Annotated in this window: 22 protein-coding genes; 8 read left to right on the plus strand and 14 right to left on the minus strand. The window is 61.7% G+C overall.

Features of this window, described 5'->3' with window-relative positions; all coding sequences use genetic code 11:
• Positions 1 to 63: 63 nt before the first annotated feature.
• The gene (locus C8N42_RS12275; RefSeq protein WP_107816861.1) at positions 64 to 1,749 is read left to right on the plus strand and encodes a chloride channel protein; all 1,686 of its coding nucleotides are present in this window, start codon (positions 64 to 66) and stop codon (positions 1,747 to 1,749) included.
• 56 nt (positions 1,750 to 1,805) lie between these two features.
• Here C8N42_RS12275 and C8N42_RS12280 read toward each other — a convergent pair whose 3' ends face one another.
• The 3 genes from C8N42_RS12280 to cobT form a co-directional block, all read right to left on the minus strand.
• Positions 1,806 to 2,147 carry a DUF427 domain-containing protein gene (locus tag C8N42_RS12280; RefSeq protein WP_107816862.1) on the minus strand — a complete coding sequence of 114 codons (342 nt, stop codon included), beginning with the start codon at positions 2,145 to 2,147 and terminating at the stop codon, positions 1,806 to 1,808.
• A 73-nt stretch (positions 2,148 to 2,220) separates the two neighbouring features.
• Entirely contained in the window at positions 2,221 to 4,005 is a 1,785-nt protein-coding gene (locus C8N42_RS12285; protein ID WP_107816863.1) for an aminopeptidase P family protein, read from the minus strand.
• Positions 4,006 to 4,049: 44 nt separating this feature from the next.
• Positions 4,050 to 5,924 carry a cobaltochelatase subunit CobT gene (gene cobT, locus C8N42_RS12290; RefSeq protein WP_107816864.1) on the minus strand — a complete coding sequence of 625 codons (1,875 nt, stop codon included), beginning with the start codon at positions 5,922 to 5,924 and terminating at the stop codon, positions 4,050 to 4,052.
• A gap of 202 nt (positions 5,925 to 6,126) precedes the next feature.
• On the opposite strand from cobT, the gene C8N42_RS12295 reads away from it, so the two are divergent.
• Positions 6,127 to 6,714 carry an NADPH-dependent FMN reductase gene (locus C8N42_RS12295; protein WP_107816865.1) on the plus strand — a complete coding sequence of 196 codons (588 nt, stop codon included), beginning with the start codon at positions 6,127 to 6,129 and terminating at the stop codon, positions 6,712 to 6,714.
• Positions 6,715 to 6,805: 91 nt separating this feature from the next.
• Here C8N42_RS12295 and C8N42_RS12300 read toward each other — a convergent pair whose 3' ends face one another.
• On the minus strand, positions 6,806 to 7,204 hold the full coding sequence (locus tag C8N42_RS12300; protein WP_107816866.1) for a hypothetical protein: 399 nt from the start codon (positions 7,202 to 7,204) through the stop codon (positions 6,806 to 6,808).
• Positions 7,205 to 7,516: 312 nt separating this feature from the next.
• The gene (gene cobS / locus C8N42_RS12305) at positions 7,517 to 8,497 is read right to left on the minus strand and encodes a cobaltochelatase subunit CobS (protein WP_107816898.1); all 981 of its coding nucleotides are present in this window, start codon (positions 8,495 to 8,497) and stop codon (positions 7,517 to 7,519) included.
• 210 nt (positions 8,498 to 8,707) lie between these two features.
• Between cobS and C8N42_RS12310 the strand changes: the two genes are divergently transcribed.
• Together C8N42_RS12310 and C8N42_RS12315 are read left to right on the plus strand one after the other, a co-directional pair.
• Positions 8,708 to 9,265: a fasciclin domain-containing protein gene (locus tag C8N42_RS12310; protein WP_107816867.1), complete on the plus strand. Its 558-nt coding sequence runs from the start codon at positions 8,708 to 8,710 to the stop codon at positions 9,263 to 9,265.
• Positions 9,266 to 9,398: 133 nt separating this feature from the next.
• Positions 9,399 to 10,370 (plus strand): DUF808 domain-containing protein, encoded by a 972-nt coding sequence (locus C8N42_RS12315; RefSeq protein ID WP_107816868.1) that lies wholly within the window; start codon positions 9,399 to 9,401, stop codon positions 10,368 to 10,370.
• A 228-nt stretch (positions 10,371 to 10,598) separates the two neighbouring features.
• Here the strand turns inward: C8N42_RS12315 and C8N42_RS12320 are convergent, their stop codons facing one another.
• Positions 10,599 to 11,234, minus strand: coding sequence for a DnaJ domain-containing protein (locus tag C8N42_RS12320; protein ID WP_107816869.1), 636 nt, complete (start codon positions 11,232 to 11,234; stop codon positions 10,599 to 10,601).
• Positions 11,235 to 11,303: 69 nt separating this feature from the next.
• Here C8N42_RS12320 and C8N42_RS12325 point away from each other — a divergent pair, with 69 nt between their 5' ends.
• Positions 11,304 to 11,561 carry a BolA family protein gene (locus tag C8N42_RS12325; protein ID WP_107816870.1) on the plus strand — a complete coding sequence of 86 codons (258 nt, stop codon included), beginning with the start codon at positions 11,304 to 11,306 and terminating at the stop codon, positions 11,559 to 11,561.
• A 12-nt stretch (positions 11,562 to 11,573) separates the two neighbouring features.
• On the opposite strand, the gene C8N42_RS12330 is transcribed toward C8N42_RS12325, so the two are convergent.
• The 3 genes from C8N42_RS12330 to gatB all read right to left on the minus strand — a co-directional run bounded on the left by C8N42_RS12330 (position 11,574) and on the right by gatB (position 14,246).
• Positions 11,574 to 12,026, minus strand: a complete 453-nt coding sequence (locus C8N42_RS12330) for a DUF4177 domain-containing protein (protein WP_107816871.1) — start codon at positions 12,024 to 12,026, stop codon at positions 11,574 to 11,576.
• A gap of 156 nt (positions 12,027 to 12,182) precedes the next feature.
• Positions 12,183 to 12,668, minus strand: coding sequence for a thioesterase family protein (locus C8N42_RS12335; RefSeq protein ID WP_107816872.1), 486 nt, complete (start codon positions 12,666 to 12,668; stop codon positions 12,183 to 12,185).
• Between the two features lie 60 nt (positions 12,669 to 12,728).
• The gene (gene gatB, locus C8N42_RS12340) at positions 12,729 to 14,246 is read right to left on the minus strand and encodes an Asp-tRNA(Asn)/Glu-tRNA(Gln) amidotransferase subunit GatB (protein ID WP_107816873.1); all 1,518 of its coding nucleotides are present in this window, start codon (positions 14,244 to 14,246) and stop codon (positions 12,729 to 12,731) included.
• A 132-nt stretch (positions 14,247 to 14,378) separates the two neighbouring features.
• Here gatB and C8N42_RS12345 point away from each other — a divergent pair, with 132 nt between their 5' ends.
• On the plus strand, positions 14,379 to 15,140 hold the full coding sequence (locus tag C8N42_RS12345) for a transglycosylase SLT domain-containing protein (RefSeq protein ID WP_245890094.1): 762 nt from the start codon (positions 14,379 to 14,381) through the stop codon (positions 15,138 to 15,140).
• On the opposite strand, the gene C8N42_RS12350 is transcribed toward C8N42_RS12345, so the two are convergent.
• Positions 15,124 to 16,269 carry a Hint domain-containing protein gene (locus tag C8N42_RS12350; protein ID WP_245890096.1) on the minus strand — a complete coding sequence of 382 codons (1,146 nt, stop codon included), beginning with the start codon at positions 16,267 to 16,269 and terminating at the stop codon, positions 15,124 to 15,126. The two genes, C8N42_RS12345 and C8N42_RS12350, sit on opposite strands and share 17 nt — an antisense overlap.
• Positions 16,270 to 16,552: 283 nt before the next feature.
• Here C8N42_RS12350 and C8N42_RS12355 point away from each other — a divergent pair, with 283 nt between their 5' ends.
• Positions 16,553 to 17,683, plus strand: coding sequence for an aminotransferase class V-fold PLP-dependent enzyme (locus tag C8N42_RS12355; RefSeq protein ID WP_107816874.1), 1,131 nt, complete (start codon positions 16,553 to 16,555; stop codon positions 17,681 to 17,683).
• 89 nt (positions 17,684 to 17,772) lie between these two features.
• Here C8N42_RS12355 and C8N42_RS12360 read toward each other — a convergent pair whose 3' ends face one another.
• The 3 genes from C8N42_RS12360 to C8N42_RS12370 form a co-directional block, all read right to left on the minus strand.
• Positions 17,773 to 18,999: an FAD-dependent monooxygenase gene (locus tag C8N42_RS12360; RefSeq protein ID WP_107816875.1), complete on the minus strand. Its 1,227-nt coding sequence runs from the start codon at positions 18,997 to 18,999 to the stop codon at positions 17,773 to 17,775.
• Between the two features lie 111 nt (positions 19,000 to 19,110).
• Positions 19,111 to 19,341, minus strand: a complete 231-nt coding sequence (locus tag C8N42_RS12365) for a hypothetical protein (RefSeq protein WP_107816876.1) — start codon at positions 19,339 to 19,341, stop codon at positions 19,111 to 19,113.
• A 175-nt stretch (positions 19,342 to 19,516) separates the two neighbouring features.
• Complete coding sequence (locus tag C8N42_RS12370) at positions 19,517 to 20,170, minus strand: pyrimidine 5'-nucleotidase (RefSeq protein WP_107816877.1); 654 nt, start codon at positions 20,168 to 20,170, stop codon at positions 19,517 to 19,519.
• Between the two features lie 119 nt (positions 20,171 to 20,289).
• Between C8N42_RS12370 and C8N42_RS12375 the strand changes: the two genes are divergently transcribed.
• The gene (locus C8N42_RS12375; protein ID WP_107816878.1) at positions 20,290 to 20,934 is read left to right on the plus strand and encodes a GntR family transcriptional regulator; all 645 of its coding nucleotides are present in this window, start codon (positions 20,290 to 20,292) and stop codon (positions 20,932 to 20,934) included.
• Here the strand turns inward: C8N42_RS12375 and C8N42_RS12380 are convergent, their stop codons facing one another.
• Complete coding sequence (locus tag C8N42_RS12380) at positions 20,935 to 23,358, minus strand: glycosyltransferase family 2 protein (protein ID WP_245890098.1); 2,424 nt, start codon at positions 23,356 to 23,358, stop codon at positions 20,935 to 20,937.
• Positions 23,359 to 23,473: the final 115 nt, after the last annotated feature.

Genomic DNA, 23,473 nt, shown 5'->3' on the forward strand with positions numbered 1-23,473 from the left:
GTGGGGAAAAGCGGACCGACACGACAGCTCACTCCGGGGCGACAAGAGGACAGGGGAACGGGCATGTCTGAGGAAAAACCGACCTATCCGGCCAAGGCGCTGATCGAGATCCGGGACGGGCTTCGCGAGACCCTTGCCCTGATGCGCCAGCGCGGTCCGAGCCAGATTCAGTTCTGGTTCATTGCGCTGGTGATCGGCATCGCTTCGGGTGGGGCTGCGCTGTTCTTTCGTCTCGGCATCGAAAAGCTTCAGGCCTTTCTCTATGGCACGCATGACCTGCGGCATTTGCATACCGTGGCGCGCGATCTGCCGTGGTTCTGGGTTCTGGCCCTGCCGGTGATCGGCGGGCTGGTGGTCGGGATCATCCTCAACTGGTTCACCCCCGACGGGCGTGTGCGTTCGGTGGCCGATGTGATCGAAGGCGCGGCGCTCAACGACGGGCGGGTCGAGAAACGCGCGGGGCTGGCCTCTGCCGCCGCCTCATTGATCACGCTTTCCACCGGTGGTTCTTCGGGTCGCGAAGGGCCGGTCGTGCACCTCGCCGGCGTCATCGCCACATGGGTCTCCAACAGGTTGCACGCGGACGGTATCACCGGGCGCGATCTTCTGGGCTGTGCCGTGGCCGCTGCCGTCTCCGCTTCGTTCAACGCCCCCATTGCGGGGGCTTTGTTTGCGCTCGAAGTGGTGTTGCGCCATTTCGCGGTGCATGCCTTTGCCCCCATTGCCATCGCCTCCGTTGCGGGGACGGTGATCAACCGGCTGGAATTCGGTGGCGTCACCGAGTTCACGCTCGCAGATGACGGGGTGCTGTCCTTTTATGTCGAACTTCCGGCCTTTCTCATGCTTGGGCTGCTCTCCGGTCTGGTCGCCGTTCTTCTGATGCGCACGATTTTCATGGCCGACGATTTCGGGTCTTGGGTGCAGGAAAAGCTGCACTTGCCGCCGGTGCTGCGTCCGGCGGCGGCAGGGCTTTTGCTCGGTGTGATCGCGATCTTTTTCCCGCATATCATCGGTGTCGGCTATGAAACCACCTCTGCCGCGTTGACCGGACATCTGATCCTCTGGCAGGCGGTGGTCTATGCCGTGCTCAAGGTCATCGCTGTCGCGATCACCATGGCCGGACGGATGGGCGGGGGCGTGTTTTCCCCCGCGCTGATGGTCGGATCGCTCACCGGGCTGGCCTTTGGTCTGATCGCGACGGGGCTGTTCCCGGACGTCTCCGGTACGGTGACGCTTTACGCACTTGCGGGCATGGGGGCGGTGGCGGCCGCTGTTCTTGGCGCGCCGATCTCCACCACGTTGATTGTCTTCGAACTGACCGGTGACTGGCAGACCGGGCTTGCCGTGATGGTCGCAGTGTCGCTGTCGACCGCGCTGGCCTCGCGTCTCGTCGATCGCTCCTTCTTTCTCACCCAGCTTGAGAGGCGGGGCGTGCATCTCGCCGCCGGACCGCAGGCCTATCTCCTGGCCACCGTGCGGGTGCATCAGTGTTATCGCAAGCCAGACGCGCCGCGCGCCGCCTCGGAGGAGGCGTGCAAAGACTTGATCACGCAGGGGATTTACGTCTCACCCAACGCCACGCTGGAGCGCGCCATGCCTCTGTTCGAGAAGAACAACCTGATCTTCGTGCCGGTGGTGACGCTGCATGAAGACACCGGGCCGGAGCTGCACGGCGCTCTGTTTCAGGTCGATGCGCTTCGGGTGTTCTCGCGCAAACTGGCGGAAACGGCGGCGGAAGAGCATTCGTAAAAAAAACGCGGCCTCAAAGGGCCGCGTTTCGTGAGTATTTACGCCATCAGAAAGCCTCAGAGCTGTTCCACCGCAGCTTTTTGCGGGTAGAAGGCGACAAAGCCCTGGACTTCGGAGGCGCGGGGTTTTGGCTCTTCGTAGGACCATGCGGCGTTGGCGATCACGACGGACTTTGTATGAATATCGAAGTGTTTCGCCTCACCCTTGAACGGGCAGACGGAGACGGTGTCGGTCGGTTCGAGAAATGCCATGGCGAGGTCTTCGCGCGGAAAATAGATCACGGGAGGAAAATCGCCCTCGCTCAGTTCCAGCGCCCGGTCGGTTTCCCCCAACACGGCCCCGCCTGCGCGCACGACCCATTTTCCGGTCGCCGGGCGGATTGTGATATGATCTCCCATGGTCTCGTCCTTTTGTTCGTCTTCTTATCTGTTTTCGCACAGACCTTATCAGGGTTATTGCGTCAGGTATATGTCAGACAGGTGCAACCGCTTGCCGCAGCCATGCACGGGCGGGGTCAGAAAGCCTGTCGTGAAGCTTGTCCCAGACGGCCTCGTGATAATCGTTGATCCAGTCACGCTCCCAAGGTGCCAACTCGTCGGCTAGGATCAGTCTGCGGTCGATGGGTACCCATGTCAGCGTTTCGAAGCTCAGCATATCGCGCCCGGGATCGGCGCTGTCGAGAGCGGGGGCGGTTTGCACCACGATAAGGTTTTCGATGCGGATGCCATAGGCCCCCTCGCGGTAATAACCCGGCTCGTTCGACAGGATCATCCCCTCGCGCAGGGGCAGGGTGGAGAGCCGCGAAATCCGCTGTGGACCCTCGTGGACGGAGAGATAGGCGCCGACGCCGTGGCCGGTGCCGTGATCGTAATCGCGCCCCATCCGCCACAGGGCCGCACGGGCCAGCGCGTCGAGATGCGCGCCCGCAACCCCGCGCGGAAAGCGTGCCGTGGAGATCGCGATCATGCCCTGCAACACGGCGGTGAATGCCGCGCGTTCCTCCGCTCCCGGATCGCCCAGAGCGACGGTGCGGGTGATGTCGGTGGTGCCGTCCTGATACTGTGCGCCGCTGTCGATCAGCAGAATCTCTCCTTCTTTGAGGGCGCGGTTGGTGTCCTCCGTCACCCGGTAATGCACGATGGCCCCGTTCGGCCCTGAGCCGCAGATCGTGTCGAAGGAAATCTCCTTGAGCTGGTTCGTAGCGGCTCGGCAGGCTTCGAGCTGTTTGACCACCTCGATCTCGGTCAGGTCCTCGGGCGTCTGCTCCGACAGCCACGCAAGAAACTCGACCATGGCCGCCCCGTCCCTGAGGTGTGCCTCGCGCGTGCCCGCGATCTCCTCAGGCGTCTTGCAGGCTTTCGGCAGGATACAAGGATCATCGCCGGTCACGATCTCCGCCTGTTTCATCAGGGTTTTGACCGCCTGCGGCGCGGAGCCGGGATCGACCAGAACCTTGCCCGTCAACTCGCCCAGAGCGTCGGAGAACTCGGAGCGGGGCCGGAGCGAAATCCGCGGATCCGGTCCGAGGTGGTCGTATTTCGATGCACTGTCAAAGAGTTGTAATCGGCCAGTGGTGGTCAGAATGGCAAAGGCCTGCACCACCGGGTTGTGCGCGATGTCCGATCCTCGAATGTTCAGAAGCCAGGAAATGCTGTCGGGCAGGGTGAGCACCACGGCTTCCGCGCCCTGTGCGGCGACTGCCGCACCGATCTCGGCGAATTTCTCTTCGGAGGTTTTGCCGGAGAGTTCAAACGGCTGATGGCTCACCGGTTCGGCGGGACGCTCGGGGCGGTCCTTCCAGATGCGGTTAACCAGATTGGGGCTGGCGATCAGTTCTTTGCCGGTCCCTTCGAGCGCGCGGCGCAGCGTTTCGATCTCCCGGATCGTGTGCAGCCACGGATCAAACCCGATCTTCTCTGCGTCGCTGTCGAGAAGCCAATCGGCCAGTGTCGTTGCGGGCCAGTCGACGTATTCGAAAACCTTCGGGTCGCATTGCGCGCGCACCTGTACCGTGTAGCGCCCGTCGGTGAACATCGCAGCACGCCCCTCCAGCACCACGGCAAAGCCCGCCGATCCGGTGAAGCCCGTGAGCCAGGCCAGTCGTTCATCGCAGGGGGCGACATATTCGCCCTGATGGGCATCGGCGCGTGGCACGATGAACGCATCGAGGCCGACCTCGTGCATCTCATGGCGCAGGGAGGTGACCCGCGGTGCGGCCTGTTCCGGTCGGGAGGTCACGTCAAAACTCTGGAACATTTTTCAATGGTCCTTTCGGTTGTTCAAATTGTGGACAGCCCCGCTCAGGAGGCGCGGCGCATACCCATGACACGGGCGCGGGCGCGCGGATCGCTGTCGAAGAGCGAGGCGAGCTGTTCGGTCATCGCACCTGCAAGCTGTTCCGCGTCGGTGATGGTAACGGCGCGGTTGTAATAGCGCGTCACGTCATGGCCGATACCGATGGCCAAGAGTTCCACCTGACGGCGTTTCTCGACCATGGCGATCACGTCGCGCAGGTGTTTTTCCAGATAATTTGCGGGGTTGACCGAGAGCGTGCTGTCATCGACCGGTGCACCGTCGGAGATCACCATGAGGATTTTGCGGGCCTCGGGGCGCGCGCTGATCCGCCGATGCGCCCATTCAAGCGCCTCGCCGTCGATGTTTTCCTTGAGCAGGCCCTCTTTCATCATCAGGCCGAGATTGGCCCGCGTCCGGCGCATCGGCGCGTCGGCGGATTTGTAGATGATGTGGCGCAGATCGTTGAGGCGGCCCGGCTGTTGCGGACGCCCGGCGGCGAGCCATTCCTCACGCGACAGCCCGCCTTTCCACGCCCGCGTGGTAAAGCCCAGCACCTCGACCTTGACATTGCAACGCTCCAGTGTGCGCGCCAGAACATCGGCACAGATCGCCGCGATCGAGATCGGGCGCCCGCGCATCGAGCCGGAGTTGTCCAAGAGAAGCGTCACCACCGTGTCGCGGAACTCGGTGTCTTTCTCGACCTTGAAGCTGAGCGGTGTGGTCGGGTTCGCCACCACCCGCGCCAGACGTCCGGCGTCGAGAATGCCCTCTTCGAGGTCGAATTCCCAAGAGCGGTTCTGTTGCGCCTGAAGACGGCGTTGCAGCTTGTTGGCGAGCCGCGAAACAGCGCCTTTCAGCGGCTCAAGCTGTTGGTCGAGATAGGCGCGCAGGCGTTCGAGCTCGGCGGGTTCCGCGAGTTCTTCCGCCTTGATCTCTTCGTCATGGGCGGTGGTGAACACCTGATAATTCGGGTCGGCATCGGAGACGGGCGCGGGTTGCGGCGGTTCCACATCCGCTTCGTCCTGCGGCAGCTCGACTTCTTCGGAAAACTCCTCGTCGGCCATGTCGTCGGAGGACACGGAGGCCTCCTGCATGTCCTGTTGTTCTTCCTGCGTGTCCTCGGCGCTCGCCTCGTTGTCGTCGTCCTGTTCCTGTTCCTCGCCCTGACTGTCCGGTTCTTCCTCCTGCTCGTCGGTCTCGGCGGACTGGTCCTCTTCGGGATCGACCTCATCCGGGTCGTCGCCGAGTTGGTCGCCATAGCCAAGTTCCTCGATCACACGGCGGGCGAGACGGGCAAAGCCCTGTTGATCCTCCAAGAGGCTGTCGAGGTCCTCGAACGTGTCTTGCGTCTGGCCGTCGATGAAATCGCGCCAGAGATCGAGGATGTTTTCGGCTGCGTCCGGCATGATGCGCCCGGTGGCCTTTTCGCGCAGGTAATAGCCCATGGCCTGCGCCAGCGGCGCGTCCTCGCGCCGGGTGATGCCGTCATAGCCGCGCCGCAGCGCCTCGTTGCCGATCTTGGCGTCGATATTGCCAGCCGTGCCGGGCATGTAACGCGCGCCCGCCGCCTCGCAACGCGCGCTTTCCAGTGCATTATAGATGTCGAAGGCCATCTGGCCCGGTGGGGCGTAGCGCTGGAAGGTGCTCTGGTCGTGAAACTTGTGGCGCAGCGCCAGTGCATCGGCGGTGCCGCGCGCGATCAGCACCTCTTCCTTCGACATCCGCCGTGACACTTGCGGCAGGCGCATGGTGTCGCCCGAGAGGCCCGAGGGGTCCATCGTATAGGTGACGGTCAACTCGCTGTCGTCGGCCAGCACTTTGGTCGCTTCCGCGAGCGCTTTCTTGAAGGGATCCGCCGGGTTGTCGATGGGCTTTTTCATGGCCTCGTTAAATCACGCGGCGGGGGGGCGGGCAAGTGAAAGAGATGCGCAACAGGGTCGGCGCGAGGTCGCACAGGTTTTGTGTTATTGCGCGCATAAGTTGGCATTGAGGTCGGGGTTTGTGCGGTTTTATTGGTGACATAAGGGCACGCTTCTCCCCCGTTTGTCTCACCAACCGGCGTGCCGAGAAAAGGAATTCATCATGTCCAACCCCAAAATCGCCATCGTCATCGGCTCCACCCGCGACGCCCGTTTCGCCGACAAACCGGCCCAATGGCTTCTGGCCAAAGCGAAGGAACTGTCCTCCGATCTCGATTTCGAACTGGTCGATCTGAAAGACTTCGATCTGCCGCTGTTCAACGAAATGGCGTCCAACCTCTGGATGCCCTCCTCGGATCAGAACGCGATCAAATGGCAGGAGAAGATGGCCGAATTCGACGGCTATATTTTCGTGACCCCGGAATACAACTCCTCGATCCCGGCCTCGCTGAAAAACGCGCTGGATCAGGCCGGTAAGGAATGGGTGCGTAAACCCGCTGCCGTCTTTGGTTACGGTGCCGTGGGTGCTGCTCGTGCGGTCGAGCATCTTCGTGCTGTGGTGATCAACCTGCAAATGGTGCCGGTGCGCTCCGCCGTCTACATTTCCGGCTCCGATTTCTTCAAGGTTTCTCCGCTTGGCGCCAATGCCGAGATGAGCGAGATCGAAGCGGGCATTCTGCCCTCCGTCGAAGCTATGCTGGGCGATCTCGCCTGGTGGACCAAGGCGACGAAGGCTGCGCGTGAAGCGTAATTCTCACAAGACTACGCATATTTTCAGTTTCTAAGGTTATCAGGCAGAAAGGCCCGCGTGAGCGGGTCTTTTTCTTTGCCATGACGGCTGGTCAGCCCCCCAGTAACATCGCTCGGCATTGCCGGATGTTGCGTGCGGCCAGTTCCGCCGCCCGGTCGGCCTCCTCCATGTCGAAGGAAAACCGGGACAGGGCGAGCAACTCGGTCTGGGACACATGCCCTGCAATGCGCAATTCCTCGTAGGAGGGGGCGGCCTCCGGGGCGATGACGGCGGCCAGAAGATCCTGCATTTCGCGCTTGAGCGCCATCAACTCTCGGTCCTCGCGATGGGCCGCCTCGGCGGAAAGACGCCCGGCGCAATAGGCGAAGTCGCGGGCGAGCGGGTTGTCGGCTGGGAGAGCCGCCCCCTGCGCCGCAGCACTCCAGAGCGTGGACAAAAGCAGCGCCGATAGGGCCTTTTTGAACGAGAACTTGTGGATAAGCTGGATCATGGCCTTTCTCTGTCATCAGATTGTTACATTGAGGCTAAGAGCGTTTTGTGAGTCTGGCAAGAATTTTGTATATACGTTCGATATACTTTTTTTTGAGGTGACCTGTTTTCGGGATTGAGCCGGGGCATTGGCCGAGAGCGATCCCGGTCTGATGCCGGATCGCCGCTACGTGTAAGAGAGGGGCCGATCAGGGAAACGCATGTAAGAGACGCGCGGTATAAATTTTGCCACAGTGTGCGTTGCAATAAGCCTTTGATGACAAAGAAAAAGCGGACCCGAAGGTCCGCTTTCAAGAAACCGATGTGGCGGTAATTATCCGGCCAGAGAGACCGCCGACTCGGGCAGTTCCTCGTCGAAACAGCGCTGGTAGAACTCGGCCACGGTCTGACGCTCCAGCTCGTCGCATTTGTTGAGGAAGGTCAGGCGGAAGGCATAGCCGATGTTGCGGAAAATCTCCGCGTTCTGCGCCCAGGTGATCACGGTCCGCGGGCTCATGACGGTCGACAGATCGCCGTTCATGAAGGCGGTGCGGGTGAGATCGGCGACGGCAACCATCTGGTTGATCTGCTTGCGGCCCTTCTCATTGTTGTAATGTGGCGCTTTGGACAGGACGATGGCGGCCTCGGCATCATGGCTCAGGTAGTTGAGTGTGGCCACGAGGGACCAACGGTCCATCTGCGCCTGGTTGATCTGTTGCGTGCCGTGGTAAAGCCCGGTGGTATCGCCCAGACCCACGGTGTTGGCGGTGGCGAACAGCCGGAAATAGGGGTTCGGCGTGATCACCTCGTTCTGGTCGAGAAGCGTCAGCTTGCCGTCCGCTTCCAGAACGCGCTGGATCACGAACATCACATCCGCGCGGCCTGCATCGTATTCGTCGAACACGATGGCGCAAGGGTTGCGCAGCGCCCAGGGCAGGATGCCTTCCTGAAACACGGTGATCTGCTTGCCGTCGACGAGCTTGATCGCGTCTTTCCCGATCAGGTCGATCCGGGAGATATGGCTGTCGAGGTTGACGCGCACGGAGGGCCAGTTGAGGCGCGCGGCCACCTGTTCGATATGGGTGGATTTGCCGGTGCCGTGATAGCCCTGGATCATCACGCGACGGTTGTGGGAGAACCCCGCAAGGATCGCCAGTGTGGTGTCCGGGTCGAATTTATAGGTCGGGTCAAGCTCGGGGACGCGATCGGTGGGCTCGGCGAAGCCTTTGACGGTCATATCGGTGTCGATGCCAAAGACATCGCGAACGGAAATGACTTCGGTGGGTTTTGCGGTCGCGTCCATGATCTTGCCCATTCGTTTCATCGGGTTTCATTTCTTAACTGACTTCGTGCCCTATCGGGACGGCAGGTGCAAGGGGCAGTCCGCCGCATATCCGGTGCAATCCCTGTGCACAACCTCACGCCAGTGTGAGTGGTTGTGAAGACGGAGCGTGATCCGGGACCGGTTTCCCGCCGTAGCCTTCATAACCTCGACACTGGGTCGGGGCATAAAGGGAGAGACCTTATGAAACGCACTATCCTTGCCGCCGCAACCGCAACGCTTCTTGCGACCACGGCCTTTGCCGCCGACACGATGAAAAACCCGATGGTCGGGGGCGCGGAGATGTATGCCGACAAGACCATCGTCGAAAATGCCGTGAATTCCGCCGATCACACGACGCTTGTGGCCGCCGTGCAGGCGGCCGGTCTCGTCGAGACCCTGTCGGGAGAAGGGCCCTTCACCGTTTTCGCGCCGACCAACGCGGCCTTTGCGATGCTGCCTGAGGGTACGGTCGAGACGCTCCTGAAACCGGAGAACAAGGATCAGTTGACCAAGATCCTGACCTGCCATGTGGTGGCCGCAGATGTGATGTCCGAAGCTCTCGTCGGCATGATCGAAGACGATGGCGGCGTGCATGATGTGCCGACCGTGGGCGGTTGCACGCTCAAGGCCATGGTCAAGGACGGCATGGTGATGATCGAGGATGAGCAGGGGAGCCTGGCCACGGTGACCATCGCCGATGTGGACCAGTCGAATGGCGTGATCCATGTGATCGACAAGGTTCTTCTCCCGGCGATGTAAGGTCCGGAAGGTTGAAGAGATCGGGCGGGGCGCTTCATTGAGGCGCCCCGTTTTTTTGCGATCTCCGCCTTGGCCCGGAGGCCGGTCGCGTCTAGATTGCTCCACACATAAAGTTTTAAGCGGGGACAATAATATGAGTGGCCTTCTGGCTCTTCTGGACGATGTCGCGGGGATCGCGAAAGTGGCGGCGGCGCAGGTCGATGACGTGGCCGGGCAGGCGGCGAAGGCTTCGGCCAAGGCGGCGGGCGCGGTGATCGACGATGCGGCTGTGACGCCGAAATACCTCCACGGTTTTGCCCCCGCGCGCGAGTTGCCCATCGTCGGCAAGATCGCCCTCGGCTCGATCCGCAACAAGCTCGTGATCCTTTTGCCGCTGGCGCTTCTGTTGTCGAGTTTTGCCCCTTGGCTAATCACGCCCCTGTTGATGCTCGGCGGCTCGTATCTGTGTTTCGAAGGTGCGGAAAAGGTCTATCACCTGTTCAAACCGCACACGCCCCATGCCGACGGGCAGGTGCTCAATGGCGACCCGTCCCATCTTGAGGAACAGAAGGTCGCGGGGGCGGTGAAGACCGATTTCATCCTTTCGGCGGAAATCATGACCATCATCCTCGCGGCCCTGGATCCGGGTCAGTCGATCTGGTTCGAAGCCGGGGCGCTCGCGCTTGCGGGGATCATCATCACCGCCGTTGTCTATGGCGGTGTGGCGCTGATCGTGAAGGCGGACGATTTCGGACTCTGGCTCAGCCGTGTCGGACGGCTTTCCACCACCCGCGCCTTGGGTCGGGGGATCGTGAAATTCATGCCGCTCTTCATGAAGCTTCTGATGATCGTCGGCACGGCGGCGATGATCTGGGTCGGTGGCTCCATCGTGATCCACGGGCTGCACGAACTTGGCATGCATCATCCCTATGAAGACATTCACCATCTGGCCGAGGGCGCAGCCCGGATAATCGGCTCCGCCACCGGCTTTGTCAGTTGGTTCGTGACCGCCTTTTTCGATGGTATCTTCGGACTGATCTACGGGCTGATCCTGATCCCCATCGTGGCGAAGCTGATCAATCCGCTGATCCGGGCCGTGACCGGTAAAACATCGAAAGCGCATTGAGTATTTAAAGCGTTTTGCTTTTTATCTGAGACAGGGAAAAAGCAAAACGCAGTGCCTCGTATAAGCGTTGCGAGCGCTTCACATTAAATCTGTGATTCAGATTTTATGCGAAACGCTTTAGCCCATCAGAAAGCCGAAACTCCTGAGCTGATGTAATGGTTTTCCGATGGCTCAAATACTCAAAAAGCCCCGCCTTGGCGGGGCTTTTCATACTCTGAAACAGATGGCTCACTTGAACCAGCGGCTGTCCTTGAGCTGATCCCAGGCCCAGACCACCTGTTGCAACTGCTCTTCCTGCGAGCGGTCGCCGCCGTTCACATCCGGGTGCAGGATCTTGATCAGCGACTTGTACTGTTTCTTGATTTCCGCCTTGGTCCAGTGGTCCTTGGCTTCGAGAATGTCGATGGCCTGACGCTCCACCGGCGGCAGCTTGCGGGTCGGTGCGCTGGGGTCGGTCTTGCCGGGGTTGCGCGTGGCGTTGTCGCCCAGAACCTCATGCGCGTCGTCGATGCCGAGCCGTTCCCAGGCCCTCTGTTCCACTGATTTACGTCCGAAGGGCTGGGTCGGGCGGTCGCCCGTCTGCGACGACTTGTAGGCCGCGTCCATTTCCTCTTCGGTGGCGTTGGTGAAGAAATTCCACTTCAGGTTATATTCGCGGACGTGTTCCTTGCAGAACCATTTGTACTCATCCAGATGATCCGGCGAGCGCGGTGCGCGATATTGACCGGGCTCGTTGCAGCCCTCCCACTCGCATTTGCGTTTCGAGGTCTCGAACGCGCCAGACATGCCGCGCCGTCCTCCGCGCTTGTTCTTTTTCGCGGAAGATACCGACATATCAAAACCGAAAGGATCTTTTTTATCCATCTGCCTCAACCTTTTCGACTCGGACGCAAGACTTTAGATGAGAAAGGCAAAATGGGAAAGGGGCAGAGGATGAAGATTGCCGATCAGATGCGTGACCGCCTTGAGGAGGCCTTTGCGCCCCGTGTGTTGGAAGTCGTGGACGACAGCGCCCGCCATGCCGGGCATGCGGGTGTCGAAGGAACATCGGGGGAGACGCATTTCAACGTGAAGATCCGCGCCGAAGCCTTCGCCGGTCAGTCCCGTGTGGCGCGTCATCGCATGGTGCACAGGGCGCTGGGCGATTTGGTGCCGCGCATTCACGCTTTGGCGCTCGATCTCGATGTCTGATCCGAAACCGGATCAGGACTCCCGGTCTTCCGCGATTTCCTCGGCCACATCCGGCGAGACCTTGCGTGCGGTGGCCCCGGCGCCTTTTTCCACCTTGGCGGGGAAGGGCACGGCGGGCGGCGGTGTGTCCCGGTCGGCCACAGGCGACCGGCGTGTGGGTTTGCTTTCGACCTCATCGGCGATCTCTTCCGTTTCCGGATAGGCGTTGAAGACCCGGCTGACCTGTGCCGCATCCATCTCCCGGCGGAACACCAGAACCGTGTGATAATTCACGGTTTTCGAGGTGATCCCGGCGCGCTCTTCCATCGGTACGAGATCGGCGCGCAAGTACTCCCAGCCTTCCGCGCCCTTTTCGTTGAGCAGGCTCTGCATGGCCTGTGCGATGCGCGCTTCCGGGGTTTTCGCGCCCTTGCTTTTCTCGCCTTTGCGGGGGGCGGGCACGGTCAGATATTCGTAACGGGGCATCGCGGTCTCCTTGCCTTTGGTGGCAAGGTTTAGCGGCTCGGGAACGGCGGTCAAGCACCCTGAGCGGCGGGGCGCCTATTCGGTCAGGAATGTACCATACTCCGGCATCTCCGCCGCGACGCTCCCGACATCGCTATCATGACGGAAGATTGCCGGTTACGCCGCCTTGTTCGCCAGCGAAATGGCGCGGCCTGCCTGAGCCGGGCGGGGCAGGGTGGCGTGCGCCCGTTTCAATGCGGCGAGTTTGTCCGCGATCTCCGGCGGGAAGGGCACCACACGCGGCCCCGACATATCAATATGCAGCAAAAGCTCCTCGGCGGTGGCGGCGATCCAGCCGTCCTCGTGATGGATTTCGTGGAACATCACCATGCGTTTGGCGTCGAACTCCAGAAGCTGTGTGTGCACCCGCACCCGGTCGCCGAGTTTCAACTCGCGCTTGTAGCAGATATGCACTTCCGCCGTGTAACTGGTGTGGCGCTCCGCCTTGGCGTAGGTCTCGCCCAGCCCCAGAAGCGGGTACAACTGATCGCCGCCCTGATCCATGATCACGGCGTAATAGGCCATGTTGATGTGACCGTTATAATCCACCCAATCGGGGCGAACGTCGATGAGCGAGGAAATATGCGGGGCGGGGAGTGTCATCTTGTGCTCCTGACATGAAAAAGCCGCCTTGAGCGGCGGCTTTTCGTGTTTGGGATGGGCTCAGAGACCCAGCTTGGCCTTGACCAACTCGTCTACCGCTTTTGGGTTGGCCTTGCCGCCGGTGGCTTTCATCACCTGACCGACGAACCAGCCCGCGAGTTTCGGGTTGGCTTGGGCTTTCTCGACCTGCGCCGGGTTGGCGGCGATGATCTCATCCACGGCGGCCTCGATTGCGCCGGTGTCCGTCACCTGTTTCATGCCGCGCGCTTCGACGATCTCGGCGGGGTTGCCGCCCTCGGTGTAGACGATCTCGAAGAGGTCTTTCGCGATCTTGCCGGAGATCGTATCCGCCTTGATCAGCTTGACGATCTCGCCGAGTTGCTCGGGGGAAACCGGGCTCTCGGAAATATCCGTGTCGTCTTTCTTGAGGCGGCCGAAGAGTTCGTTGATCACCCAGTTGGCCGACAGCTTGCCGTCTTCGCCCACGGCCACGACCTTCTCGAAGAAGTCCGCGTTTACCGTGTCGGCGGTCAGTACGCCCGCGTCATATTCCGACAGACCGAAGTCTTTGACGAACCGCGCCTTTTTTTCATCCGGAAGTTCCGGCAGAGATTTCGCGATGTCATCGACCCACGCCTGTTCGATTTCCAGCGGCAGAAGATCGGGACAGGGGAAATAGCGGTAGTCATGCGCCTCTTCTTTCGAGCGCATGGAACGGGTCTCGCCCTTCACCGCATCGTAGAGGCGGGTTTCCTGATCGACCGTGCCGCCGTCTTCGAGAATGGCGATCTGGCGACGCGCCTCGTACTCGATGGCCTGCTGAATGAAGCGGGTCGAGTTCATGTTCTTGATCTCGCAGCGGGTGCCGAGATGGGAGAAATCCTGCGTTTCCTGATATTTCTCGTACTGCCCCGGACGACACACAGACACGTTCACGTCGGCGCGCAGGTTGCCGTTTTGCATGTTGCCATCACAAGTGCCGAGATAGCGCAAAATTTGGCGTAGTTTCAGCACGTAAGCGGCGGCTTCTTCCGGGCCGCGAATGTCCGGGCGCGAGACGATTTCCATCAGCGCCACGCCCGTGCGGTTCAGGTCCACGAAGGACATCGTCGGGTCCATATCGTGAATGGACTTGCCCGCGTCCTGTTCGAGGTGAATGCGCTCGATCCGCACACGGCGCGCCACGCCGGGCTCCATATCGACGATCACTTCGCCCTCTCCCACGATCGGGTGATAGAGCTGGGAAATCTGATAGCCCTGCGGCAGGTCGGGGTAGAAATAGTTCTTGCGATCAAAAGCCGAGAACAGGTTGATCTCCGCCTTGAGACCGAGCCCGGTGCGCACCGCCTGTTCGACGCAATATTCATTGATCACCGGCAGCATGCCCGGCATGGCCGCGTCCACGAAGGACACATGCGAATTTGGCTCCGCGCCGAACCCGGTGGAGGCGCCGGAAAACAGTTTGGCCTCGGAGCTGACCTGCGCGTGGATTTCCATCCCGATCACGAGTTCCCAGTCTTCTTTCGCACCGGAGATGACCTTCGGTTTCGGAGCGGAATATTCGAGATGATCCAGCATGCGCATGTCCTTTAAAGCGAGGGCTCCCCGGCGTTCTAGGCGCTCTCTTGCCGGGGGGCAAGAGGGCGGCTTTGCAAACCGGACGCTCTGAGTCATATTGCCGGGCAGGGTAAAGCGAGTTTGAGGTTCCGCATGCGGATGTCCAAATGGGTGGTGGCGCTAGTTCTGTGTCTGCCTTTTCTGGGGGCGGGGACGCGCGCCAGTGCGGAAGACGTGCCGGGGGGAGAACTGATCGAGAACCTGCCCGACCAGATCGCCTTTGCCCGTGCGCCCATGGAGGCAAGCCCCGTTCCCGCCCCGCGCCCCTATGTGGTCCGCATGCCGAAACTGCGCTGGAAGAACCAGACGAAAGGCCCGGCCTGGACCCGCGCGGCGATGAAAGCGGTTCTGTCTCATGGGCAAGGGCTTGTGGATACCGTTCCGGCGGATATTGCCGCGTGGTGTCCGGGGTATGCCACGCAGGATGAAAACGGCCGCGCGGCCTTCTGGGCCGGTTTGCTTTCGACGCTCTCCTATCACGAAAGCACATGGCGCGAGACGGCGGTGGGCGGCGGCGGGCAGTGGTTCGGCCTCGTGCAAATCTCGCCTGCGACCGCGCGCCACTACAATTGCCGGGCGGGCACCGGCGAGGCGCTGAAGGACGGGGGGAGCAATCTGTCCTGTGCGATCCGTATCATGAGCCGGACGGTGGCCCGCGACGGGGTGGTGAGCCGGGGCATGCGAGGCGTCGCTGCGGACTGGGGGCCGTTTCATTCCGAAATCAAGCGCAGCGATATGCAGCGCTGGGTGCGGGCGCAATCCTTTTGCCGTCCGGTGCTGAAAAGCTCGCCGCTGCCGCTGCCGCGCCCGGTGACCATCGCTGCGGAAGAAACCTTCCTCAGCCGACCTTTCTGAGCGCCTGCGCCTCCCAGGCTTTCAACTCGTAGCGCGACAGCGCGGCCTGGCGGGTTTCCAGCTCCGGGAACAGGGTCAGAATTTCGGCCCGCGCCGCCGCGTCCACCGCCTTGAGTGCCTCGCATCCCGGATGGAGACTTTCGGTCGGGCAGGTTTCGGCGAAAATGATCTCGTGGCGGTCGAGCAGAAGGTGGAAGTAATCGACATGACCGCCTTGGACGCGCCTGATGGTGTCGTCATTCACCAGATGTTTGGCCGCCACCAGCACATCGCGCTCGCCGAACAGCATTTCGGCCATGGGGCCGCGGATCAGCATGCGGTGGTTCGGGCTGACGGTGAGATCGCGCAGGTTGCCGAGTGTCCCCGCCTTGATCCGGATCGACGCCAGTGCGCCCTCCGCCGCCACCCGGCGCGATCCGATCCAGCGGATTTCCTGTGGCCCGTGATCGAGCGTGTGCACCCGGTCGCCGACCCGCAATGTTTCGATGAAACGCGGTCCCTCGGGCGTGTCGATCAGGGTGCCGCGTGCGAAACAGACGGCGGATGCGATTTCCGCTTCCGCGAAGGTGTTGTTCTCGTCGACTTCGAAAACGCCGTCGCCTTCCTCTTCGGCATCAATCGTTCCGTCGCCATTGTAATCGTTGTCGTTTTCATGACTGAGCCAGATCGGAAATGCGTCCTGAATATCGACTCCCGGCGTGATGAAAAGCGCCGAGAGGTTGGGCGCGTTCGGATCGTCCGAGGTGAAATTCGAGGCGCTGAAATAGAGGTAATTGTCGCCCATGTGATGAACGGAGGTGTTGATGTCCTGACCGTTGTCGTTCGAGCCGCCACCCCACCACCAGTGACCGCCGCCGCTCGACTGATAGTCATAGTCGTAAAGCACCTCGCCGTTCACATAATCGGCTGCATTGGCATAGACGGTGATGCCCGTCACCTCACTCGCGTTGGTCAACACGCCATCATGCACATTCTCGATCGTGAACACCACAACCGCATCATCGTTGAAAACACTGGTGCCGCCGGTCAGATAAGCGCCGTCATTTTCGTCGCCGCGTGGATCGTAAGACTGTCCCACTGGATTGTTTACGATGGAGGAGCCCATCACGATGAGTTCTTCTGTCGGCATTGCTGCTCTGCCCGTATGTTGTCGGGGACTGTGCCCCGGTCTGCCTCGATGCGCCTTTGCGATCTCCCGCCCTTCGGGCTTCGGTCGCGTTTTCGGTCGCTTGCGTTTTGCTCCGGTCGGTGTTCTTGTCTGGCCCGATCCGTGGCATGACGCTTTGGGCCGAGTTTCCGGGCAGAGGGCCTTTCTGTCCAGTGTTTTCTGGGATTTGCGAAAAAGCGTCGCCCTTTGTGTCGCCACGGCACCGTTTGGCCTGAAAAAGGTTTGCTGGGAAAAGGAGGTTCTCATGCCTGCATTGCGTTCCGATATCGACCCCGACGGGTTGCTCGAATTTTCTGTGGTCTTCACCGACCGCTCGCTCAACCATATGTCGAAGGCCTTTCAAAAGGTCATGACCGACATCCACGCCACGCTCTGTGAGGTCTACAATGCCGACAGTGCCGTGGTCGTGCCGGGCGGCGGCACCTACGCGATGGAGGCGGTGGCGCGCCAGATCGCGGACGGTGAGGATGTGATGGTGATCCGCAACGGATTCTTCTCCTTCCGCTGGTCGCAGATTTTTGACGCGGGAAGTATCCCGGCCTCGCAAACCGTGCTGAAGGCCCGCCGGATCGGCAATGAACCCAATGCCGCCTTCCTTCCGGCCCCTCTGGAAGAGGCCGTGGCGAAGATCCGCGAGGTGAAACCCGCAGCCGTCTTCGCGCCCCATGTCGAAACCGCCTCCGGCATGATCCTGCCGGACGCCTATATCCGCACGCTGGCCGAGGCCGTGCATGAGCATGGCGGGTTGATGGTGCTCGATTGCATCGCCTCGGGCTGTGCCTGGGTCGACATGAAGGACACCGGCGTCGATATCCTGATCTCCGCGCCGCAAAAGGGCTGGTCGGCGCAGCCCTCTGCCGGGCTCGTGATGCTCAACGACCGCGCTGTCGAGGTGGTGAAATCCCGGCAAAGCTCCTCCTTCGCCATCGACCTTGGCAAATGGCTGACCATCATGGAGGCCTATACCGGCGGCGGACATGCCTATCACGCTACCATGCCGACGGATGCGCTACGCGCTTTCCGTGACGCGATGCTGGAAACGAAAGACTACGGTTTCGCCAGGCTGTCGGAAGCGCAATGGGAGCTGGGGCGGCGCGTGCGGCACCTGCTCGCCGAGCGCGGGTTCAAATCCGTCGCCGCAGAGGGCGTCGAAGCGCCGGGCGTGGTGGTCTGCTACACCGACGATCCCGCGATCAAGACGGGTGCGGCCTTTGCCGCCCATGGGGTGCAAATCGCCGCCGGGGTGCCCCTGCAATGCGATGAGGGCGAAGGGTTCTCGACCTTCCGGCTCGGGCTTTTCGGTCTCGACAAACTCTATGACGTGGACGCCACGGTCGCGCGTTTGGAGGCTGTTCTGGACGAGGTGCTCGGCTGATCTCTCCTTTGTGCTTCTAAATACTCAAAACGGCGCGCGGAGATAACCCGTGCGCCGTGAGTATTTCCGGCAGCAAAGGAGACAGAGGCTCAGATCGGGCCGAGACCGGCCTGCATCACCTTCATCCGCACGGGTTTCACGTCATGCACTGCCTTGAGACCCCAGAGGCGCACCATCTGGAGAATATCGCTCTCGGAGCGCGTGACCCGGTTGAACAGGTCCACGACGCGGGCACGTTTCGAGATGTCATTCAGGCGGTTGCGCGCATAGGTGTCGAGCATCCCTTGCGTGCCGGGATCGGAACGATGCGCTTCGGCCAGTGTCAGAAGCTCGGCCAGATCGTTGAGGGAGGTGTTCAGCCCCTGCGCGCCGATGGGAGGCAGGGCATGTGCCGCCTCGGCGATGATTGCGACACGTTCCGAGGCCAGCCGGTCGGCAACGCGAGTGATGATCGGGAAGATCGCCCGGCCCGAGGCCAGTTCGAGGTTGCCGAACAGACCGGCGGAGCGCTCGGTCATCACCGAATTGAACTCATCGGGCTCCATGTTCAGAAGCTCGGTCGCATAAGCGCCCTTGTTCATCCAGACGATGGCGGAGGCGGGTTTGCCGTCGATGTCCGGCAGCGGCACCATGGTGAAGGGGCCACCCTCGCGGTAAATCTCGGTCGAGACATTGTGGTGTGGCAGATCGTGCGTGGCGGTAAAGGCCAGAGATTTCTGGCCGTAACGCGTGGTTTTCACCCCGATCCCGGCGGCCTCGCGCACCGGGCTGTCGCGCCCGTCGGCGGCCACCACGAGTTTCGCGCGCACCATGGTTCCGTCCGTAAGCGTCACCATCGCCTCGCTCGTGCGGGTCAGCAGGCTTTTGAAACCGACGCCATAGCGCAGTTCGACATTGGGAATGTCCGGCACTGCGCGGGCCAGTTCGCGGCGGATCACCCAGTTGAGAAAGTTCCAGCCAAAGGGTTCGTCGCCGGTTTCGCGGCCCTCGAATTGTCGTTCGGTGCGGATCGTGGCAGGACGGCCCACCGTGTCGACGATGCGTAGCGCTTCGAGCGGGGTGGCATGGGGCGCGAGCGCCTCCCAGATGCCGATTTTCTCGAAGAGATCGCGGGCCGGGCGCAGGAAGGCGGTGGAGCGCAGGTCGGAACTGGCTTCGTCGCCGGTGACGACGGGCGGGGTTGGATCGACCATCAGGGTGCGAAAGCCCGAAGCGCCAAAGGCGGCCGCTGCGATCAGCCCGGCGATGCCGCCGCCTGAGACGAGAACGTCGACTGTGTCCTGAGAGGAAATCTGGGCGGACTGTGGGGCGGACATGGGACCTCCTTTGCGCCATGAGCGTCTGTCGCCCAAGAGATAGGCGCAAAGGAGGGAAATGTCCAAGGGGCAGGCTGTCTCAGGGGGTCGCAGACGACAGCCCGGGTCGGATCACTTTCCGACGGTCAGGATGAGGAGGGCGATGTAGATCAGCGGCACGGTGGCCACGGCGGTTACGCCCAGAACCCAGGGGCCGATCGCGAACATGCCATAGATGACGGCGGCGATCACGACGACGACGAACAAGAGGAACAGGGCAACGCCACGCGGGGTGGCAATGCCGTCCTCATGGTGGTCGTGGGTGTCGATGGAAATGGACGTGTCGATGACGGCGTCGGTCATGTGCGTGCTCCGGCTTGTTCGGTTTTCTGGTTCTGGCAAGTCTGTAGAAGTCTGTGCGTGGAGTTGCGCGGGTTTTGTGCGCATTTGTGTACCGAAGACAGATACAGGGCCGTGTGCATTTCGGTCACGGCGGCGCTTTGTCGCAGGCGAGGCGATTTGTCAATGCCCGGAGGGCTCAGCCCATCAGGGCGTGCAGGAAGCCCGGGAGATCGTCTGTGTGGTGATGGATATGCGGTGCCGGCGGGTCGAGCGGCGCGGGCGCGACATGCACGGTCTTCATCCCGAGCGCATGCGGCACTTCGAGGTTGCGCGGGTCGTCTTCGAACATGGCGGCGGCTTTCGGCTCTACCTTGTCGCGCCCGAGCACCGTGTCAAAGGCCGCCGCCTGAGGTTTCGGGTGGAAATCCGCGTGTTCGATGCCATAAACCGCGTTGAAAATCCCTGTGAGCCCGCGCGCCTCCAGCACCCGTTCGGCATAGGGGGCCGAACCGTTGGTGAAGACGATCTTGCGCCCGGGAAGGGCGGTGATCGCGGCTTTCAATTCGGCATCACGGGTGAGCCCGGAGAAGTCGATGTCATGCACATAGCTCAGATAGGGCAGCGGATCGGTGCCGTGTTTCGCCATCATCCCCGAGAGCGTCGTGCCGAATTCGCGCCAGTAGTCGTGCCGCAGTCGGTTGGCCTCCGCCGCGCTCAGTTGCAGTTCGCGGGCGACCCAATCGGTCATCTTCACCTCGATCTGCGCAAAAAGCGCCGCCTCGGGCGGGTAAAGCGTATTGTCGAGGTCGAAGACCCAAGTTTTTACGTGGGAGAAGTGATCGGCTACCATGCGGCCTTGTTAGGCGTTGGGGCTGGCACATGCAAGCCGCGACCATGTTAGCGCTTGATCGTGGGGGCAGGGGCTGTCTATGGTCATGGCCTGATGCCGATTGAGAAAAGTGATTTCCGATGAAAGACCCGCGCACCAGCCAGAAAGACGCTTATGAGATGATCCTCGAAGCGATCGATACCGGGATTTACCGCCCCGGTGACCGGCTTGTGGAAAGCGAACTGGCGGAGCGTTTCGGTGTGTCGCGGACGCCTGTGCGCGAGGCGTTGCAGCGGCTCGAAACCCAGTCGATGCTGAGCCGGGACGGGCGGTCTCTGATTGTTGCCTCTCTCGATCACAACCAGATGGCCGATCTCTATGTGGTGCGCACCGAGCTTGAGGGGCTGGCCGCACGTCTTGCCGCCCGCCACGCGACGCCCGAAGAGGTTCGCGTGCTGCGCGATATGGTCGAGGAGGACCGCGCCCTGATCGGTCATCCGGACGATATGTCCCGCGCCAACCGCCGCTTCCACAAACAGATCCATCTGGCCTCGCATAACAAATATCTCGTGCAGCAACTCGATCTGGTGCACCGCTCAATGGCGCTTCTGGCGAGCACCTCTCTGGCCGCCGAAGGGCGGGGCGAGGAGGCGATCAAGGAACACGATCTTATCGTGTCCGCCATCGAGGCAGGCGACGGCGAGGCGGCGCATAAGGCGTTGTCCGATCACATTTCCAAGGCCTTTGTGACCCGCCTGAAGATCGACGCCGAAAAGGAACGCTGATCAGGCGCTTTCGGGCGGCGCAATGAAGCGGGGTATCTCGGCGAAAGCGGCGGTATGGGCCCAGTCCGGTGCGTCGGGCGTGTTGACGGTGCCAGGATGCGTCACGCCCTTGTCTTGCGAAACTGCGGCGGGATCGGATTTGGGGGCAGGGCGCAGGCGCTCCGGTTCAAAGGTGATGGTCGCCGCGTTCAGCGCACGCCTGAGCGCCGGGCTTTCCGATCTGCGTGTCATGTCGAGGCCGAAGGTCAGACGTCGCCCCGGAACGGGCAGGGCCCCGAAGGCCTGATCCTCGACATTTGCGCCCTCTGCGAAATCGACAGGGGCTTCGGCGGCTTCGGCCAGAGCGATAGGGCCTGTGGTCGGATAGCGGATCAAAGGTGTCTGGATAGAGCGGGATGGCTCGGAGGGGACACGGTGCGACTGGCTCAGTAGAAACGGAACAGGGTGTGTCGGCGCAGGTGGCGGCGTTTGTGTGGCAAGGGCATGTGCGGTCTGTCCCTCAAGATGATCCTCATCGAGGCCGGGATCGTGCACGCCATGAGCGGTCTTGTCCCAGTAATAAGGCTTGGTGATCATTTCCCAGAGCCCTTTGAGCGCGGCAAGCGTCGCGAGCGGATAATAAAGATGCAGGGTCGGCACCCAGGGCCAGAGCCATTTGTGTTTGGGTGTGGAGGTCGCGACCATGCCGGTGGCGACCGTAATTGCCTCCGACAAAAGGAAAATCCCACCGAGGACCACCAGAAGATCGTGCGGCAGAACCGCCCGCATCGGATGCGGAAGGCCCAGCGGGAACATCCAGAAGGACCACAGGAAGGGTGCCAAAACGAACTGGCTGAGTGTGCCCAGAAACAGCGCCTGAACGCCGAAGAACCGCCACGCGCCGAGATCGGCCCAGAGGCGGCGCGGGTTGCGCATATGGACGGCATAGGTCATCGCATAACCCTTGAGCCAGCGTGAGCGCTGCTTGACCCAGGGCCAGAGGCGGCAGTTTGCCTCCTCCTCTGTGACCGTATGCAACAGCTCCGTGCGGTAACCGTGGCGGGCCAGACGAATGCCGAGATCGGCGTCCTCGGTGACGTTATGGGCGTCCCATCCGCCCAGTTCCTCGATCGCTTCGCGTCGGAAAAACAGCGTGGTGCCCCCCAGAGGTACGGTCAGGCCGAGCTTTTCATAGCCCGGCAGGATGACCCGGAACCAGCTTGCATATTCCACGGTGAAACATCGCGATAGCCAGTTGGTGCGGGCATTGTAGAAATCGAGGATACCCTGCACACAGGCGACCTCGGGTCCGGTCTGGGCGAAATGCGCAACGACCTTGTGAATCTGATCGCGTTCGGGCGCGTCCTCGGCATCATAAATGCCGACAATCGAGCCGCGGCAGAAATCGAGGGCGAAGTTCAGGGCCCTAGGCTTGGTCTTCACCCCGCCGCGGGGCACGATGATCTGCCGCATCCAGCGCGGCAGATCGGTTTGGGCGATGGCCTGTTGAGTGACCGTGTCGTCCTCTTCGACCACGAGACATATGTCCAGAAGCTCGCGCGGATAATTCAGCCGCGACAGGCGTTTGATCAGCCGGGTGGCGATCTCGCGCTCCTTGAACAGTGGCACCATGACGGAGACGATGGGCAGGGTGGTTTGGGCACGCCGGGAGGAAAAGGTGGATTTGCGGAACCGTGCGGTCTTGGCCTGCGCGAAAGCGGCGGCGAGGCGCAATCCGGTCGCGATGAGCAGGGTCATCACCGCCCAGCCGGTCAGAAGGATCGAAGCGGCCAGAGGCGCGAGCAGAAATAACAGGGCTCCGAGCGCACCGAGTGAGGACAGCATTCCGGTCAGTTTGCGCACATCCATTTCGCGACAGCTTTCATGCGCCGCGACGCGGGTTTCGGCGGCGTCGGCCAGACGACGCTGGCGCGAGCGCAGCAGGGCTTCGTGCAGGGCGGTTTCCGAGGTCACGGCCATGCGCACCGGCCCGAACAGCGCGGTCAGTTGGGGGCGCATGCTTTCGAATTGTTCTGGGCGACAGGAGGCGACGATCACCGTGCCTCCGGCCTGTCGCCAGGGCAAAAGCCCCTTGCGCAGACAGGCATCAGCACCGAGCCGGTCGATTAGCCGCACATCCGGCGGCATGCGTATCAGATTGGCGACCTCGGCGCGATACTGCCGTCCGAGTGCCTCATAAAGTGTGGCCTCGTTCACCATGCCATGCGCAAGGAGGATGTCGCCGATCCGAGTATCTTCGCGCTGGCGCAGCACGGTGCTGCGCAACAGGTCCCCGGGCGCGAGCGCGCCCATTTCGACGAGGATTTGTCCGATCGGTTTCTGGCTCTGTTGGGGAGCGGGATCGGCAGTGACGGAGGCCGCGTCATGGCGTCGGCTGTCGTACCGGGCCAAAGCCGGAAAGAGAGAATACCTGTCAAAAGACATCGGCTGCCACGCCCCCGGTCAAGACTGTTTCTGCTAAATGGAGTTTCGGGCAGAGTGCTTCCGGCCCCCGTGTGCAAAACTTGGGGGAGACAGGGTTAACAGGGGGTTAACCAAA

It is taken from the genome of Celeribacter persicus, from assembly GCF_003050785.1.
GTDB lineage: Bacteria > Pseudomonadota > Alphaproteobacteria > Rhodobacterales > Rhodobacteraceae > Celeribacter > Celeribacter persicus.

Bases quoted from the DNA above. Each gene is read 5' to 3' on its own strand.
- C8N42_RS12275 (WP_107816861.1), top strand. From the start codon at position 64: ATGTCTGAGGAAAAACCGACCTATCCGGCCAAGGCGCTGATCGAGATC.
- C8N42_RS12280 (WP_107816862.1), bottom strand. From the start codon at position 2,147: ATGGGAGATCATATCACAATCCGCCCGGCGACCGGAAAATGGGTCGTG.
- C8N42_RS12285 (WP_107816863.1), bottom strand. From the start codon at position 4,005: ATGTTCCAGAGTTTTGACGTGACCTCCCGACCGGAACAGGCCGCACCG.
- cobT (WP_107816864.1), bottom strand. From the start codon at position 5,924: ATGAAAAAGCCCATCGACAACCCGGCGGATCCCTTCAAGAAAGCGCTC.
- C8N42_RS12295 (WP_107816865.1), top strand. From the start codon at position 6,127: ATGTCCAACCCCAAAATCGCCATCGTCATCGGCTCCACCCGCGACGCC.
- C8N42_RS12300 (WP_107816866.1), bottom strand. From the start codon at position 7,204: ATGATCCAGCTTATCCACAAGTTCTCGTTCAAAAAGGCCCTATCGGCG.
- cobS (WP_107816898.1), bottom strand. From the start codon at position 8,497: ATGGGCAAGATCATGGACGCGACCGCAAAACCCACCGAAGTCATTTCC.
- C8N42_RS12310 (WP_107816867.1), top strand. From the start codon at position 8,708: ATGAAACGCACTATCCTTGCCGCCGCAACCGCAACGCTTCTTGCGACC.
- C8N42_RS12315 (WP_107816868.1), top strand. From the start codon at position 9,399: ATGAGTGGCCTTCTGGCTCTTCTGGACGATGTCGCGGGGATCGCGAAA.
- C8N42_RS12320 (WP_107816869.1), bottom strand. From the start codon at position 11,234: ATGGATAAAAAAGATCCTTTCGGTTTTGATATGTCGGTATCTTCCGCG.
- C8N42_RS12325 (WP_107816870.1), top strand. From the start codon at position 11,304: ATGAAGATTGCCGATCAGATGCGTGACCGCCTTGAGGAGGCCTTTGCG.
- C8N42_RS12330 (WP_107816871.1), bottom strand. From the start codon at position 12,026: ATGCCCCGTTACGAATATCTGACCGTGCCCGCCCCCCGCAAAGGCGAG.
- C8N42_RS12335 (WP_107816872.1), bottom strand. From the start codon at position 12,668: ATGACACTCCCCGCCCCGCATATTTCCTCGCTCATCGACGTTCGCCCC.
- gatB (WP_107816873.1), bottom strand. From the start codon at position 14,246: ATGCTGGATCATCTCGAATATTCCGCTCCGAAACCGAAGGTCATCTCC.
- C8N42_RS12345 (WP_245890094.1), top strand. From the start codon at position 14,379: ATGCGGATGTCCAAATGGGTGGTGGCGCTAGTTCTGTGTCTGCCTTTT.
- C8N42_RS12350 (WP_245890096.1), bottom strand. From the start codon at position 16,269: ATGCCGACAGAAGAACTCATCGTGATGGGCTCCTCCATCGTAAACAAT.
- C8N42_RS12355 (WP_107816874.1), top strand. From the start codon at position 16,553: ATGCCTGCATTGCGTTCCGATATCGACCCCGACGGGTTGCTCGAATTT.
- C8N42_RS12360 (WP_107816875.1), bottom strand. From the start codon at position 18,999: ATGTCCGCCCCACAGTCCGCCCAGATTTCCTCTCAGGACACAGTCGAC.
- C8N42_RS12365 (WP_107816876.1), bottom strand. From the start codon at position 19,341: ATGACCGACGCCGTCATCGACACGTCCATTTCCATCGACACCCACGAC.
- C8N42_RS12370 (WP_107816877.1), bottom strand. From the start codon at position 20,170: ATGGTAGCCGATCACTTCTCCCACGTAAAAACTTGGGTCTTCGACCTC.
- C8N42_RS12375 (WP_107816878.1), top strand. From the start codon at position 20,290: ATGAAAGACCCGCGCACCAGCCAGAAAGACGCTTATGAGATGATCCTC.
- C8N42_RS12380 (WP_245890098.1), bottom strand. From the start codon at position 23,358: ATGTCTTTTGACAGGTATTCTCTCTTTCCGGCTTTGGCCCGGTACGAC.